Source organism: Archangium violaceum Cb vi76, from assembly GCF_000733295.1.
Taxonomy (GTDB): domain Bacteria; phylum Myxococcota; class Myxococcia; order Myxococcales; family Myxococcaceae; genus Archangium; species Archangium violaceum.
In genome coordinates, this window is record NZ_JPMI01000368.1 from 1 (window position 1) to 16,016 (window position 16,016).

Annotated in this window: 11 protein-coding genes; 2 read left to right on the forward strand and 9 right to left on the reverse strand. The window is 71.0% G+C overall.

Going from position 1 to position 16,016, the window contains the following annotated elements; genetic code table 11:
* Positions 1-43: 43 nt before the first annotated feature.
* Complete coding sequence (locus Q664_RS46025; protein WP_235217142.1) at positions 44-997, reverse strand: endonuclease I family protein; 954 nt, start codon at positions 995-997, stop codon at positions 44-46.
* Between Q664_RS46025 and Q664_RS46030 the strand changes: the two genes are divergently transcribed.
* Positions 926-2,284, forward strand: a complete 1,359-nt coding sequence (locus Q664_RS46030; RefSeq protein ID WP_043412090.1) for a sigma 54-interacting transcriptional regulator — start codon at positions 926-928, stop codon at positions 2,282-2,284. The genes Q664_RS46025 and Q664_RS46030 overlap by 72 nt on opposite strands.
* A 16-nt stretch (positions 2,285-2,300) precedes the next feature.
* Here the strand turns inward: Q664_RS46030 and Q664_RS46035 are convergent, their stop codons facing one another.
* The 7 genes from Q664_RS46035 to Q664_RS46065 all read right to left on the reverse strand — a co-directional run bounded on the left by Q664_RS46035 (position 2,301) and on the right by Q664_RS46065 (position 12,371).
* Positions 2,301-2,597 (reverse strand): hypothetical protein, encoded by a 297-nt coding sequence (locus Q664_RS46035; protein ID WP_043412093.1) that lies wholly within the window; start codon positions 2,595-2,597, stop codon positions 2,301-2,303.
* Positions 2,598-2,747: 150 nt separating this feature from the next.
* Positions 2,748-4,190 carry a serine/threonine-protein kinase gene (locus Q664_RS46040; protein WP_084610912.1) on the reverse strand — a complete coding sequence of 481 codons (1,443 nt, stop codon included), beginning with the start codon at positions 4,188-4,190 and terminating at the stop codon, positions 2,748-2,750.
* Positions 4,191-4,203: 13 nt separating this feature from the next.
* Positions 4,204-5,676, reverse strand: a complete 1,473-nt coding sequence (locus Q664_RS46045; RefSeq protein ID WP_160174647.1) for a hypothetical protein — start codon at positions 5,674-5,676, stop codon at positions 4,204-4,206.
* 96 nt (positions 5,677-5,772) lie between these two features.
* The gene (locus Q664_RS46050; RefSeq protein ID WP_043412096.1) at positions 5,773-9,606 is read right to left on the reverse strand and encodes a serine/threonine-protein kinase; all 3,834 of its coding nucleotides are present in this window, start codon (positions 9,604-9,606) and stop codon (positions 5,773-5,775) included.
* An 84-nt stretch (positions 9,607-9,690) separates the two neighbouring features.
* Positions 9,691-10,440 (reverse strand): hypothetical protein, encoded by a 750-nt coding sequence (locus tag Q664_RS46055; RefSeq protein ID WP_043412099.1) that lies wholly within the window; start codon positions 10,438-10,440, stop codon positions 9,691-9,693.
* 148 nt (positions 10,441-10,588) lie between these two features.
* Positions 10,589-11,626, reverse strand: a complete 1,038-nt coding sequence (locus Q664_RS53665; protein WP_052519541.1) for a type VI immunity family protein — start codon at positions 11,624-11,626, stop codon at positions 10,589-10,591.
* Positions 11,627-11,630: 4 nt separating this feature from the next.
* On the reverse strand, positions 11,631-12,371 hold the full coding sequence (locus Q664_RS46065; protein WP_043412101.1) for a hypothetical protein: 741 nt from the start codon (positions 12,369-12,371) through the stop codon (positions 11,631-11,633).
* Between the two features lie 165 nt (positions 12,372-12,536).
* Between Q664_RS46065 and Q664_RS46070 the strand changes: the two genes are divergently transcribed.
* The gene (locus Q664_RS46070; RefSeq protein WP_043412138.1) at positions 12,537-13,550 is read left to right on the forward strand and encodes an ABC transporter ATP-binding protein; all 1,014 of its coding nucleotides are present in this window, start codon (positions 12,537-12,539) and stop codon (positions 13,548-13,550) included.
* A gap of 75 nt (positions 13,551-13,625) precedes the next feature.
* On the opposite strand, the gene Q664_RS46075 is transcribed toward Q664_RS46070, so the two are convergent.
* Positions 13,626-15,914: a TonB-dependent receptor gene (locus Q664_RS46075; RefSeq protein ID WP_043412103.1), complete on the reverse strand. Its 2,289-nt coding sequence runs from the start codon at positions 15,912-15,914 to the stop codon at positions 13,626-13,628.
* Positions 15,915-16,016 lie beyond the last annotated feature (102 nt).

The window sequence follows — 16,016 nt, forward strand, 5'->3', positions numbered from 1 at the left end:
GGACACGGAGCGTGGACTCTTTCGGGGACTTGACTGAAGGCGCTCAGAAGTCCGCGATGCGCTGGGCCAGCGTGGCGTCGTCCACGAAGGGGTTGCGGTTGCCCTGGTACTTCTCGATGGCCCCGTTGCGCGTCAGCTCCGCGGCGTCCACCTGGTCCTGCACGTTCCACTTCTTCAGCGCCGCCTCCTCGGCCGCCGGAATCGCCTTCCCGTACACCGTGGAGAAATAGAACATCGCCCGCGCCACGTTGCCCTTGTGCTCGGGGGGCGGCTCGAACACCGTGCGGCCCTCGGCGTCCGTGCCCAGCTTCGCCCCGCTCGGGCTGCTCCACTTCACCTTCTGCACCTCGCCGAACGGGTAGCTGCTGCGCTGGCTGTTGGCCTTGCTGTCCGTGGGGAACAGGTGGTGCAAATCGCTCTTCGCCGCCCCCGTCGCCCCCTTCGACTGCGGCCAGGTGTGCTCCGTGTTCATGTCCGAGGCGTTCGGAATCTTGTCCGTGCGCAGCTCCCGGCCCGTGTACACGCACTTCACCTTCCCCTCGTGGTTGTCCAGCTCGGTGAAGATGATCTTCCGGGCCTGGTTGTAGCCCAGGTCCTTGTGCTTCGCGGCCGCGTCATGCAGCGCCTGGATGAGCGCCTTGTCCGTCAGCCCCTCGAAGCGCGGCGGCTTGCCCGGAGCCGGCGTCTCGAAGACGTCTCCTCCCCCCTGGGCGGGGCGCGGCGCCGGCGCCGGAGTCGACGCGCGGCGGGGCTCGGCGGGGGGGCCGGGGCGATGGCCGGGGGGCGGACGGTGGCGGCGGTCGAGCGGACGAGCATGGGTCGGTTCCCCGAAATTGGACCTACATCGGCCCAGGTACGCCCCTATTGTCGTCGATGTGCGCCAGGAGTTGCGTGCGGGGGCGCGATGGGCTGTTAACCTCCGTCCATGCCCTCCATTGATCGTCCTGAGAACCCCCCCGGAGCCGAGGACGTGAGCGTGACGCGGCCCTACGCGCACGCCCCTGGGGCTCCGGAAGTGACGGCCGTCCGGCGCTTCCTGCTCACCGTGGTGGAGGGACCCGGAGTGGGGACCGTCTGGGACTCGGTGTCCGATGCGTGCTCCATCGGCTCGCACCCGAGCAACGACTTCAACCTCGATGATCCCACGGTGTCGCGCTTCCACTGTGAAATCCGCGTGAGCCCCAAGGGCGCGCGGGTGAAGGATCTCGACAGCACCAACGGCGTCATCCTCGATGGCGTGCAGGTGGCCGAGGGGTATCTGCGCGGCGGCAGCCTCTTGCGACTGGGCCGGGTGGTGGTGCGCTTCGACTACAGCACCGACAGCAACCGGCTGCCGGTGTCCGAGCGCACGCGCTTCGGCTCGCTGGTGGGCACCTCGGTGCCGATGCGCATGTGCTTCGCGCTGCTGGAGCGCGCGGCCGCCCGCGACGTGACGGTGCTGCTCGAGGGCGAGACGGGCACCGGCAAGAGCCAGGCGGCCCAGGCCATCCACCAGGAGAGCGCCCGCCGCGACAAGCCCTTCCTCACCGTGGACTGTGGTGCCATCCCCGCGGACCTGCTGGAGAGCGAGCTGTTCGGCCACGAGAAGGGCGCCTTCACCGGCGCGGCCCAGCGGCGCATCGGCGCCTTCGAGGAGGCGCATGGAGGCACCGTCTTCCTGGATGAGATTGGCGAGCTGCCCGCGGAGCTCCAGCCCAAGCTGCTGCGCGTGCTGGAGGCGAGGGAGTTCCGCCGCGTGGGCACCAATGCCTACGTGCCGGTGGACGTGCGCATCATCGCCGCCACGAACCGGGATCTGCGCGCCGAGGTGAACGCGGGCCGGTTCCGCTCGGATCTCTTCTTCCGGCTGGCGGTGCTGCGCATTCCGCTGCCGCCGGTGCGCCAGCGGCCCGAGGATCTGCGTTTCCTCGTGGAGCAGATTCTGGAGTCGCTGGGGGCGGACCCGGAGCGGACGAAGGCGCTGCGCGAGCCCGGCTTCATCTCGAAGCTGGAGCAGGCCGCGTGGCCGGGCAACGTGCGAGAGCTGCGCAACTACCTGGAGCGGTGCCTGGTGTTCGAGGACACCCTGGCGTTGTCGGACATGGTACCGCCGGGCAGCCGCTTCGAGGTGGACCCGAAGGTGCCCTACGCCGAGGCGAGGCGGCTCGCCCTGGACGACTTCGAGCGGCGCTACCTGCGCGCGCTGCTGGAGTTGCACCAGGGCAAGGTGTCCCAGGCGGCCAGCGGCGCGGACATGGACCGCGTGTACCTCTACCGCCTGCTGCGGCGGCACGGCATCAAGTGAGCTTCACCCGAGCCGCTCAATCTGGCGGCTCCAGGTAGTTGCCGTCGCCGTCGTTGATGGCATCCAGCGCGCGTCCCTCGCACTCCTCCGGGCGCACGTGGGCCTCGCCTCCGGTGGTGGGGGCGTCCTCCGTCCCCCGCGCCTCACCGGCCCGCTCCCGTGCCCGCAGGACGGCGAGCGAGCTCGCCTCGTCGGGTGTGGGTCCCATGAGGGCCTTGCGGGCCTTCACCTGCTCGGAGGTCAGTCCAACCAGGGCCCCCGTGGCGTCCCAGCCAGCCTCCAGATCGTCCCACTCGTTGTCAGGGTCCGTCATGGCCGTACTCCTCTCCCGCCAGCTCAACCCTTGTAGGCTGCGCATGGCGGGCGGGGGCCCACAGGACAATGGAGACGGTTGTTCCCTGATACGGAGGGCGGGCCCACGCTGGCCTGCTCCCTTGCCCTTCCGAGTGGCTCGACGGTGGTGTCAGGCCGCGTGCCGGGTGACGTGGCACAGGCCCTCGCGGCCCGGGAGCTCCTCCACCTGGAAGGTGTCCCTCAGCCCCTCGAGTGCCGCCTCCGTCACCACCACGCCCTTCCCCGGGTGCCCCCCCGTCCACGCGGACAGTCGCAGCAGACGGCCTCCCCCCAGGGCCGGTCTCCCGCTCGCGTCCGGGCGCAGCGTCGCCGTGTCCAGGTGCAGCGTGGGCGTCAGCCTCACCCGTGCCCTCCCCACTGCCGGGATCGGCTCCTCCGCCAGCGCCAGTGCCAGCTCCAGCACCCGCTTGCGCGCCTCCTGCTCGGCCTCCGCCTCGTCCGGCAGCGCCGCCACCCCCAACAGGAAGCTGCTCCCCTCCACCATCACCTTCAGCCCCACCGCGTCCGCCCGCTCGCGCGCGTGCTCCATCAGCGCGTCCACCGCGTCCAGCGTGGCGTCATCCACCATCACCCCCATCCTCGCCTCCACGTACAACCCCAGCGCCCTCACCTGCGTCGCCCGGCCCTGTCCCTCTCCCCGCACCGCGCGCCGCAGCTCCACCAGCACTGCCTCCACGTCCGCGTAACGGTCCTCCCGCCGCTTCTCCAGGCAGCGCCCCACCACCGCGTCCAGCGCCGCCGGCACCGGCGCCCGCTCGCTCACCCTCGGCACCGGCGCGTGCAGGTGCTGCTCCTCCAACTCCACCTGCGTCGTCCCCTGGAAGGGCGGCTGCCCCGTGACGAGCTGGTACAGCAGCACCCCCAGCCCATACAGGTCCGTCCTCGCGTCCAGCGTCTCCCCGCGAATCTGCTCCGGCGCCATGCTCAGCGGCGTGCCCAGCACCATCCCCGTGCTCGTCATCACCGAGCCCCCGTGCTCCTCCGGCGCCAGCAGCTTCGCCACCCCGAAGTCCACCAGCTTCACCCTCGGGCTCCCTTCCCCCGCCAGCACCACCACGTTCTGCGCCTTCAAATCCCGGTGCACCACCCCCGCCCCGTGCGCCGCCTTCAGCGCCGAGCCCACCTGCTCCAACAGCTCCAGCGCCTCCCGCGCCGAGAAGGGCCCTCGCGCCGCCAGCTCCGCCGCCAGGTCCCTCCCCTCCAGCCACTCCATCGCGATGAAGGGCCGGCCGTCCGCCAGCGTCCCGTGCTCCAGCACGTCCACGATGTGCCGGTGCTTCAGCCGCTTCAGCGTCTCCGCCTCCTGCTGGAAGCGGCGCAGCGCACTGCGCGCGGCGGCGAACTGCGGGTGCATCACCTTGAGCGCCACCGGGGTTCCGCTCCGCGCCTCCTTCGCCCGGTAGAGCGTCGACACGCTCCCCCGGTACCGCGTCCCCTCGACGATGTAGCCGCCCACCTGCGCCCCCGGCGACAGCTCCTCGCCATACAGCGACCAGGCCCGGGCCTCGGAAGCCCGGGGTGCACCGCGGGAGTCGTCCTGCCTGTCCGTCATGGGGCGGCGGCTCCTACTTGCGCCAGCTGCAGAGATCCGGCGGGGTGCCCGGCGTCAGCCCACACGCCTCGTAGAGGAACACGGTGATGGGCTCCATCCACGTCCTGCCCTCCGAATCGGAGCACTCCTCGAAGTCCCCATCTCCCACCACCACCGCGCCGTCCTCCTTCCTGCACTTCGAGGTCAGGGGGGTGTTGTGGTTGACGCACTCCCCCACCACCCGGGCCGCGCAGTTGGCCCCCGAGCCCGGCAGCGCGCAGACGCGGTGCGAGGCATACGCCGCGTCGTTGCTCCACTCCGGCGCCTGGCAGGAGAACATCTTCTTGTACACCGAGCCCTGGATGGTCTGCTCCTTGCCCACGATGCGGCCGCTCTCCTCGACGAACACCTTCGTCGCCAGCGCCTTGGAGTCGAAGATGTTGCCGTAGTAGGCGCCCTCGCGCAGCCGGTACACCGCCTTCTCCGAGAGCCGGTAGGTGGTGCCCGCGGACGTGCCCGTCTCCACCGCCACCGCGACGTTCCCCGTCAGCGTGCTGTCATACGGCGCGCTCATCACGTTGAAGAAGCCCGAGGCCGGGCAGGTGAACGTCACCGCCGCGTTCGTGGAGAGGCACGTCCCCTGGCTCTGGCCGAGGTAGCGCGTGTCGCCCGAGTCACAGCCGATGTTGCCCTCGCACACCCGCAGCATCATGCGCGCGCCGCTCCACGTCCCCAGCGCGGGGCCCGAGAGGCACTGGTCCGGCGCCCGGCCTCCCGCCCCCAGCCGCACCGTCTGCCCCGGCGCGCACCGGCCGATGAAGTCCCCCTTCCAGCCACAGTCGCGGCCCACCCCGCTCTGCGCCGTCGTGCAGGCGTCGTAGCTCGGCACCCGGCCGGAGTCCGGGTCGTACTCCACCGGCCGCGTCTGGCTCTCCAGCCAGAAGAGCGCCGGCTGCAGCGGATCCTCCCCGCGCATGGACAGCTCCACCCGGCGGCCCAGGGCGTTGTTGCGCGCCAGCAGACACGCCGACACCCGGTTCTTGCACACGTCGGACGGGGCTCCGAGCTCCCACTGGGGGCACAGGCCCGCCTTGCCCTCCCAGGTGCGGGTCGTCAGCGTGAGCGGATCCTTCCAGGCCAGGGGGCGGCCCGCGGGCAGCGCGCAGCCCACCAGGTACGACATGAAGCTCTGCGCGTCCACGTCCCGGAGCTGGAGCTGGAGGTAGCTGTCTCCCGTGATGGGGTGGAACAGCGACGCCAGGCCCCCGCCGGCCAGCAGATCGTTCGCCGCGGGGTTGGTGGAGATGGCGTTGAGCACCAGCGCCTTCGTGGTGAGCGAGTTGGCCACCCGCAGCTCCCGCTCCACCGTGCCGGAAGCCGACTCCCACGCTTCTTCCGGCGGCTCGGACTGGCAGCCCGGCGCCCCGAGCAACATCACCCCCAGTGCCAGGGGATGGAACAGGAAGTGCAAGGAAGCAGTCTTGTTCGCGGGTCGCGGGAAATTCATGGTGCGGTGTGCGTGCATGGGGCGGGCCATGGGGGAGAGGGGGAAAGGCCTTCCTCGGAGGTAGGGAGGACGTTGGAACTCCTGTTGCCTGGGGGGCTACGGATCCGGTGCCGCGGGCGTGGACTCCCAGGCAACACGGAGCCCCTCCAGGCGCGAGTGCCACAGGGGCGAGGCGGCCGCGGTGCTCTCGGCGCGGGCGAGCCACTCGCGGGCCTCGTCGCGGCCCCCGGCCCGGAGCGCGGAGAGGGTGGCCTGGTAGAGCACCTCCGTGAGCTCGTCGCCCGAGGTGTTCGGCTGGGACTCCTCGGCGAGCACCTTCCAGGCCGTGGCGTCCCGGGTGCCGGCCTCGGCCTCGCGCACCCGGAGCTCCACCAGCCGCCACAGGGCCAGGGTGTTGGGCGGGGTGGACTCTGGCCGGCAGTGGGTGGAGAGCCAGTCCAGCATCCCGCGCGCCTCCTTCATGTCCTCGAGCGCCGCGTACACGCGCGCCAGCAGCACCGCGTCCACCGCCACCGGGTGCTCGCCGAAGAAGCGCACCCCCAGCTCGTGCGCCCGCCGCGCCAGCCCCAGCGCCTCTCGCGAGCGGCCCATCCAGTGCAGGCACTCGGCGAGCTGCCCCACCGACCAGCGCTCCACCTGCGCGTGGCCCAGCTCGCGCGCCACGGCGATGGCCTCGCGCAGGTCTCGCTCGTTGCCCGCGAGGTCTCCGCGCAGCCGCCAGAGGAAGGTGCGGTTGATGAGGGTGGCGGCCAGGTGCAGGGCGTCGCCCTCCTTGCGGCACAGCGCCAGTCCCTCGTCGAAGGCCTGTGCCGAGGCGTCCACCTCCCCCGCCAGCGCGAGCCCCGTGCCCTGCATCATCAGGGCGATGACGCGCGTCTCCGTGTCCCGCGAGAGCGTGGCCGACTCCACCGTGGCGGTGAGCAGCCGCGTCGCGCGCGCCCAGTCCCCCTGGCGCCAGGCCTGCCGCGCCCGGGCCAGCGAGCAGCGCACGGACAGGCGGGGATCATCGAGCGTCTCGGCCTTCTCCAGCGCCTCCTGCGTGCGCGCCGCCGTGCCCTCCGCGTCCTCCATCCAGTCCAGGAGGGTGGCCTCCTCCAGCAGCAGGTCCACCTCCAGCGCGGTGTGGCCCAGGGGCCCGGCCAGCGCCCGCGCCGCGCTCAGGTCCGCCAGCGCCTCGCGGAAGCGGTGCGTGCGGTAGCGCACCCGGCCCCGCCCCGCCAGCACCCGCGCGCGCCGGGCCGCGTCTCCCTCGGGGAGCTGGGACAGGGCGTGGGTGTAGTCCTGCTCGGCCTCCACGTGGCGGTGGGCCTGCCGCGCGGCCTCGCCCAGGGAGAACCAGGCGGTGAAGGACTCCTCGTGCGCGCCACAGGCCGCGGCATGGCGGGCCCTCCGGCGCTGCTCCGCGACACCCTGGCCCGAGAGGCCCCTCAGGGCCGCCGCGTGCAGCGCTCGCCGCCACGGTGCCGGCAGGGCGCGCTCGAGGGCCTCGCGCAGTTGGGGCTGACGGAAGGCGTAACGCTCCGGGCCCATCGCCCGCAGCAGCCCCGCGCGCTCCAGCCGGGCGAGCCCCGTGCCCGCGTCGAGGCCCGCCACGCGCGCCGTGTCTTCCTTCGGGTCGAGGTGCCGCTGCGCCGCGTCCACCTGGGCCACCGTCAGCTCCTGGCCGAGCACCGCGCACAACTGCGCCAGCCCCTGGTGTGCCGCGGGCAGCACGGAGAGGGCCCGGGTGGCGAGCCGCTCGAAGAGGGGCGTCACCGAGACGTGCAGCAGCTCGTCCGCGGCCACGTACCACTCGCCGCCCGGCGTGGCGCGCAGGGCGCCCGAGGTGCGCAGGGCCCCGGCGACTTCCACCAGGGAGAGGGGCACGCCCTGCGTCAGTTGCTCCAGGCGGGCGAGCACCGGCTCGGGGATGAACTCGGCGGGGCGCAGCAGGTGCAGCAGCAGGGCGCGGCTGGCCTCGGGGGCGAGCGGCGGGAGGACGTGCTGGGCGGGGAGGCCGGCGCGCTCGCCGAGGAGGGGCCGCAGACCGAGCAGCTCGGGCCGGCCGGCGGCGCACACGAAGAGGGGCACCTCGGGCGCGGCGAGCGTGGCCACCTCGAGGGCGTCCAGGGTGGTGGGGTCCGCCTGGTGGGCGTCGTCCAGGAGGAGGGCCAGGGGTTTGCGGGCGACGAGCCGGCGCAGGGCCTCGGCCACGGCGCGGGCGAGTGCGTGCCGCCGGGCGCCGGAGGGGGCCGTGGGGAGGGGGGTATTCGGCGCGCAGTGCGCCCACAGCGCGTGCAGGAGGGCATCGGCGCTGGCGGCATCCGGGTGGGGTGCGGCGAGGCGGAGCACCCGGGCCCCGGTTTCCGACTCCAGCCGCGTGGCGAGCGCGTCGAGCAGGCGCGTCTTGCCATGGCCGGGCTCGCCGGTGAGGACGGAGAGGCCAGGGCCGTGGCCGGAGAAGGAGCGGACGGCGCTGGCCAGGAGGGTGTCGAGCAGCGCGTCGCGGCCGAGCAGGGGCGGAAGCTCGGCGGAGGCGGGGGCGCGGGTGATGGAGGAGTCGCCGGAGAGCAGCAGGGCGCCCGAGGGGCCGGGCTGGGTCGCGCCCTCGCCGAGCCGGGCCGCCGCTTCGGGCGTGGCGAGCAGGGAGGTGTCGGCACCGGGGCCCTGGCCAGGCCACCAGGACTCGGGCTGCTCGAGGGCGGGGCCGGCCATGCGCGTGAGGGTGGCACCGGGGCGCACGCGCAGCTCGGCGAGGTGGAGGACGGTGGTGGTGTGGGGCTCGGCGGAGAGCAGCCGGGCGGCGCGGGCGGCGGCGCGCAGGCCCGCCTCGGCCGAGGGGTGCTCGGGAAACGCGGCGAGGTAGAGGCCCGGGTGGACGCGCGCGAGCAGGCCGCCCTCGGGCGCCAGGGTGGCGGCGAGGTGCTCCACGTCCAGCTCGCCACGGACGCCGAGGAGGGCCACCTGGCGCACGCCCTGGGGACGGGCGGGGGCGAGGGCCTCCTCGGCGGGGGCGGGCGCGGAGGGACTGGAGCGGCAGGCGGCGTCGAAGGCGGCGAGGAGCGCGGCGGCGGAGTCGAAGCGCGCGGCCCGGTCCTTGGCGAGGCAGCGCAGGAGGACGTCGTCGAGGGCCGGCGGGACGGGGCCGCGCTCGGAGGCGCGAGGGGGCCGGAGGGTGACGTGGCCGTGCAGCACCTCGTCGGGCCCGCCGGTGAAGGGAGGCGAGCCGGTGAGCAGCTCGAAGAGGAGGACGCCGAGCGCGTAGAGGTCGGTGCGCGCGTCCACGTCGCGGGATTCGAGGCACTGCTCGGGGGCCATGTAGACGGCGGTGCCGAGCCGTTGGCCGGTGCGGGTGATGCTGACGGCCGTCTCGGGCTCGCCGGGGTCCGAGGCGTCGAGGAAGCGCGCGAGGCCGAAGTCGAGGAGGCTGAGGGCACCGCCCTCGCGGAGGAAGACGTTCTCCGGCTTGAGGTCGCGGTGGACGAGGCCCGAGGCATGGACGCGCTCGAGGGCGCCGCACAGGCCGGCGAGCAGGTCGCGCACGTGCGAGAGGGGAGCGGCGCCGGAGCCGGGGAGCGCGGCCATCCAGGCGGAGAGCGGCTGGCCGCGCAGACGTTCGAGGACGAGGAAGGAGCGGCCCTCGGCGGAGCCCTCGGAGAAGAGCTCGGGGACGGTGGGAGGGCCGAGGCGACGCAGCGCGGCGGCCTCGCGGGCGAAGCGGTCGGAGAAGGGGCCGAGGGCGACCTTCAGGGCGACTTCACGTCCGTCCTCCTCGCGGCGGGCGGAGAAGACGCGGGAGAAGCCCCCGGCGCCGATGAGGGCCTGGAGCTGGAAGCCGGGCACCTGGGGCAGGGGGAGGGGCTCGGCCTCGGGCGAGGGCCGAGGCCGCTCCGCGTGCAGGGGACAGGCGGCACCGGGGATGAGACGGCGGTGGCAGACCGGGCAGCGCATGGGGGGAGGCGGGAGAGCGCCGTCCCGGGAGGTTAGCAGAGGCGCAATCCCGTTGCTGGGGGCTGCCTCGAGCCTGGCCCTCCATCAAGGGGGGAGGTCTTCACCGTCCTCCAGGCCGCCAGGTGTTTCGACCTGGGGGAAATGCACCAGTGAGCGCTGGTCGCTCTCGCGCCAGAAACCGACGGTCAGTTCCCGTTCCCCCACCTGCACGGAGGCTCCATGGGGAGGACTCGGGTGGTTCCACAGCCAGGCTTCCGCGTCTTCCCGTGTGGCGAAGGAGTGGAGCGGGAGGCGGGGCTCGTCGAAGTGTGCCAGGAAGCTGGCGAACTCCCGCATGCAGCCTGTCTGATGAACGAAGTGAAGTGCCAGCGCGGCGCATCGAAGGGCATCGAGGTCCTCCGGTGAGGAGGCGAGCACCTCATGGGCCTTGTCGAGCGCGCGCCAGAGCCGGTCCGCCCCCTCCGCTCCGCCCGGCCGCATCAAGGTTTCGGCGGAGGGGAGCCTCAGTAGCCGGGGCTGTCCACTCACACGGGAGTAGCAGAGGGTGTAGCGCTCGTCGGCCATCCGCACGGTGCCTCGTGGGGGCGGCAGGGAGTGGACCTTCAACCAGGTATTGAACTCCTCCTGATTGGAAAAGACCCCCAGCGGGGGGCTGTCAGAATCCCTGAAGCCAGCGAGGTAGTCCTCGAAGTTGTGGGCATGGCCCGACCCGAGGATGAAATGGGAGACGTTCACGGCGGGAAGCAGGGCACTGGAGAACTCGGGTGAGGCGCCGAGAAGCTCCTGGGCCTTGCGCAGGGGTCCTACGATCCTGGCTACCCTATCGGCATTCATGGTCAGGCTCCCTGGCAGTGCGGCGCATCCAACCATGCGATCGCGCGGCCCACGGCTGAGAACTCGATGGCGCTCTGGATGACCAGGGCCAGTTCGGGGGTGAAGCATTGCATGTTGGCAGACGCGGATCCGTGACGCTGGGACGGCGTCAATCGAGGAAGCGGCGCCACCAGCGGCGCAGTTCCTCCTCCACGGAGGGACTCTGGCGAGCCAGGTATCCCCAGGGGAAGGGTTCCAGGTGGGGTTCGAGCAACCGGGCGAGCTCGCGGTAGGCGGGGAGCGTCTGGCCCTGTGTGGTGTCGCCCGCCTCGGGCGTGTCACCCAACGTGATGACGGCGCGCTCGCCCACCAACTCCTGCACGGAGGTGGTGGGGGAGTGGAGCCGGGCGCGCAGGCTCGCGGCGCCTCCCAACACAGAGAGGATGGGCGGTCCGAGGAAGTTCATCCAGTGAATGCCATCCACCTGTGTGCCCATGCCGTCGAAGTGGGACGCTGCACGGACATCGAAGCCTGGGTGGCGGAAGAGCTCGGTACGCAGGTGGTCGAGCTGGTCGTAGATGGGATGCCAGAGGTAGAGGGCAAGTCCGGCATGCCCGGTGGCGAAGGGCAGGCGGGAAGCCATGGTCATTGCCAACTCCCGCACGTGCTGGACGCCGTGCTCCTCGAGATACTCGGTCGGCAGGGTGGCGGAGAGGACGCTCACGCTGAGGGGATGCGGTTCTCGCCAGGGAAGCCGGGCGTGGTACCTGAAGGAGTAACCATTTCCCTGCTCGCCGAAGAGGGTGAAGTACGGATCCGCGCCGTCCTTCTCGGCGAAGCGAGCATCATGGGGCTCGTAGTCCTCGAAGAACCGGGGCTCTTTCGGTTCCAGGGTTTCTCGAATGCGGTCCCAGCTTGTCTCCGTCAGCTTGAAGGATTCCCACCAGCAGCAGGTGTACTCGGAGAGGGCTCCGGGGTGCCCATCAATGGCTCGAAGGTAGCTGTCGAGAGCATGAGCCACCCCGGTGATGAGGTGGTGGTGATCGTGAGGAAGGAAGAAGATGATGCGGACCACGTCTCTCGCGAGAATTCGGTCGTAGACGTGCTCTCGGACCTTCTTGACGAGCTTCCCCTCGATTTTCTCGAAGCCGTACGACTCGTTGCGAACGGTGCCTTGGATTCGGACACGTGGGGTGCTGGGGGGCATGGGTCTACCGTCCGTTGAGCTCAAGCTGCGGGGTGATGATGACAGGCTCGCATTCGCCACCGAGGGCTTTGTAGAGAGCCATCTGCCGTTGCACCGCCTCGCTCCAGGGATTGCTCTGTGCATTGCCGCAGGGGAATTTGAGCTCGTAGATGCACTGGATCCGAGTAGCGTTCCGGGTGAAATGGAGAACGACGTCAGGCCTCTTCGAACCCACCCACCTGTCGGTCAGCATGAGGTCGTTCGTGAACTCTTCCTTTCGATATCTCGGCTCGATGGAGAAGTTGTTGGGGAACTCCTGGACGAGTCCCTGCTGGATGCATTCAAAGGCCACTGCGTGCTTCAGTATGCCGAGGTGCCGTGCCCAATCTGGCGCGAGCTTCTTCTTGACGGTGGGTGGCTTCTCGCAATCGGACGCGGGGAGGGATTTTCCTTTTCCGAAGAGATCCTCTTCGACCTTGAAGTGGGCCTCCTTGACGCACTCGACGATGATCTTCTCCGCGCGTTCCTTTTGTGCTTCGTCGAGGAACTTGGAGACGTTCAGGAAGCCTTGAATGACCTCGATGGCCTGGACGATCTTCCCGACGAGCTGTCCGGCCCGGGTCGCCGCCGGTACGAGAATCTCGCCCGTGCTCGGGGCGACGGGGGCAGCGCAGGCGGGTCCACAGGACTGCGCGAAGCTGGGCCGCACGGTGACGCAGGAGAGTCCGAGGACAGTGGCCACCGAGAGGGAAAGCACGAACCGCATGGGAGGTCTTCGCATGAGGCGGCGGAGTATTGCCGCCCCGGCAGGTTACCAGGGCCACGAAGGTGCCGGTCTCGTACCGGACACCCCCGTGCGAATAGAAGCCCCCAACGCGCCGCCGTGCCGATAGTCTGCCGGGTGGACCTCAACAGCGAGGAGGCACTCGGCGTGGCAACGGTCTCACTGGAAGGCGTACGCAAGGAGTACCGGGGCGGGGTGGTGGCGGCGAAGGACGTGACGCTGGACATCGCCGATGGTGAGTTCGTCTCACTGGTGGGCCCGTCCGGCTGCGGCAAGTCGACGACGCTCAACCTCATCGCCGGGCTGGAGGAGATCTCCTCGGGCGTGCTGCGCATCGACGGCGTGACCGTCAACGACCTGTCTCCGCGCGAGCGGGACATCGCCATGGTCTTCCAGAGCTACGCGCTGTACCCGCACATGGACGTGCGCGGAAACATGGCCTTCCCGCTGAAGGTCTCGGGCGCGGACAAGGCGACCATCGACCGGCGCGTGGAGGAGACCGCGGCGCTGCTCGGGCTCGAGAAGCTGCTGACGCGGCGGCCGAAGGAGCTCAGTGGTGGCCAGCGGCAGCGCGTGGCGCTCGGACGCGCGCTGGTGCGGCGGCCCAAGGTGTTCCTGTTCGACGAGCCCCTGTCCAACCTGGACGCCGCGCTGCGCACGCAGATGCGCGGGGAAATCAAGAAGCTGCACGAGCGCCTCAAGGCCACCTTCATCTACGTCACGCATGACCAGGCCGAGGCGATGACGCTCTCGGACCGGGTGGTGGTGATGAACCAGGGCGCGGTGCAGCAGGTGGCGCCCCCTCGCGAGCTCTATGCCGCCCCGGCGAACCTGTTCGTGGCGGCGTTCTTCGGCTCGCCGCGCATCAACCTGGTGAAGCCGGAGACGCTGGGGCTGCGCGAGGACGGTGTGACGCTGGGGTTGCGGCCCGAGCACCTCGAGGTGGGCACGGGCGCGGCGCCCCAGGGCGCGCTGAGCGGCACGGTGTACCTGGTGGAGCCGATGGGCTCGGAGAGCTGGGTGACGGTGGACGTGGCCGGCGAGCGGCTCATCGCCAGGGCCCGCGAGGACTTCTCGGCCCCCACGGGCTCACCGGTGTGGCTGCGCTACGACGCGCAGCGGCTGCACCGCTTCGACACGGCGAGCGGGCTCAGGCGGTGATGGCTACGCCCGGGCACTGTCCTCCGAGCGGGCAGGCTACCCGCGTTCCGCGCCGCTCGGAGGGAGGGGGGCTGGCTAGAAGCGCACCCGGGCGGTCAGGTTGGCCGAGCGGGCCTCGGCGGGGACCGCCTGCCCGGAGTAGTACTGCTCGTAGTACAGCTCGTCGCTGATGTTGTTCAGGTTGAGCTGGAGATCGACCCGGTTGAACAGCTGGTAGCTGGCGAAGGCATCGAAGCGCCAGAAGTTGGGCACCTTGAGGGAGGCCACGCTCTCCGACGCCGGGTTGTTCGCCGTCGTCACGTCCTGGTACACGGCGCCCGCGCCAATCGTCAGGTGCTGCAGCGGGGTGACGGTCGTCCACAGCGACAGGCTGCGCGGAGGCGTGCTCGGCAGCGGCTGGCCCACGAGGTACGCGTTGCTGTGCTTGAGGATCTCCGAGTCCAGCTGCGTGTAGTTGGCGATCACCCTCCAGTTGCTCATGAGGGTGCCCGTCACGCCGACGCTGAAGCCCTGCACGCGCTGGGCGCCATCGAGGATCGTCGGGGGACCCGAGGGGTCGGTGTTCGGCACGCGCGCGTTCGTCTTGTCCACGCGGAAGACCGCCGCGTTCAGGCCCAGCCGGTCCTCGAGCAGGTCCGCCTTGGCGCCGAGCTCGATGGTGTTGTTTCGCTCCGGCGCCAGGTCCACCGTGCCGGTGGTGAGCGTGCCCACCTCGGCCGACGGGTTGGCGGACGTGCCGTACGTCGCGTAGATGCTCGTCTTCTCCAGCGGGTGCACGATCACGCCCACGCGCCAGTTGAAGATGTTGTCCTGGCGAGTCAGCTCGGTGCGCGTGCGCGCGGCGTCCTCCGCCACGTAGTTCGTGTCGAAGACGTCGAAGCGCACGGAGCCGAGCACGTCCACGTAACGGCCGAGGGAGATCTGATCCGCCGCGTAGACGCCCATCGTCCACTGCCGGCTCTGGTTGGCGCTGGCGAAGACGGGGTTGACGGCCGACAGGTCCGGCGAGGGATTCGGGTCGAACAGGTCGGCGGTGATGTTGGGCCCGGTGGGCAGTCCCACCGCGTTCAGGTTGTTGCGGCTCTGGTTGCGCGTCTCATAGGTCAGCTCGAGCCCGGCGTTCGCCTGGTGCTCGAGGAAGCCCGTCTGGAGGTCTCCGCGCAGGTTGAACTGGTTGGCGACGTAGAGGTTGTCCGTGTTGGTCTCGAAGCGCTGCCGGCCGATCGTCGTCGGGGTGCCGGCGGTGAGCGTGAGTCCGCGGGGCGCCGTGGGCAGGGCGTAGCGGTCCACCCCGCCGAGGCGCAGCGAGTTGGTGAGCTGGAGGCTGTCACCGAACCGGTGCTGGAGCTGCGCGGTACCGATATGGGCATTCACCCGCTCGGTATCCAGGCCCTTCACGCCGTAGAAGGCCGTGCGCGGGACGCCGATGCTCGAGGAGACGGGGTACCCGTTGAAGTAGGGCTGGCCGTAGTCCGGGGTGCTGTCCTCGTGCTGGTAGAGGTAGTCGAGCTCGAGCGCGGTGCTCTCGCCCAGCGCGATGCGCGCCGAGGGCGCGATGCCCGCGCGGTTCTCCGTGACGTTGTCACGGCCCGCCACGCCGGAGAGCTGCCCCAGCGCGTTGAGGCGCACCTGGACGCGGTCGTTGATGGCCTCGTTGATGTCGGCCTCGACGCGGCCGGTGGGCGCGGTGCCGCCCGACAGGCTCACGTTGCGGAAGGAGCGCCGGCCCGGCTTCTTCGTGACGAGGTTGAGCGCGCCACCCGTCGAGCCGCGGCCGAACAGCACGGAGGACGGACCGAAGTAGACCTCCACGCCCTGGAGGTTGAAGGTGTCGCGCGTGAACCAGCCCAGGTCTCGCACGCCGTCGCGGAACGTGTCCGTCTGCGCCGAGAAGCCCCGCAGGTTGAAGGAGTCACCCTGGCGGCCGCCCTCGCCCGCGGCCACCGTGATGCCGGACACGTTGCGCAGCGCATCGCGCACCGACGTGGCCTGCTGCTCCTGGAGGACCTCACGGGAGACCACCGTGACGGACTGCGGCGTGTTCACCAGCGGCGCCGGCATCCGCACCAGGCTGCTCTCCGGGGCGTGGTAGCTCTCCTGCTCCGCCGCCTCCTGCACCTGCACGGTGGGCAGCACGAACGTGTCCTGGGCGCCCTCCTGCTTCTGCTCGGGGGCCGGGGCCGGCTGCTCCGTGCGCGGCGCGTCCGCGGGAGGCGTCGTCTCCTGCGCGAGCGCTCCGCCCGCGGCCAGCGCCGACGCGAGGCCCACCGCCGCCTGTCCCAGCGGCCACAGCGCGCCTCGCACGCCTCCGGCCGTACCCTTCGTCGAGCGGATGCCCGTCTTGTTGTTCCTCGTGGATGACATGCGTTGCCTCAATCCTTACTGGCTCGTCGTGTGGGGTCCGGCCGGCGGGCGTTCAGCTCGGCCTGAGCCTGAATTTGAGAATCATTCTCATATTCAGGAATT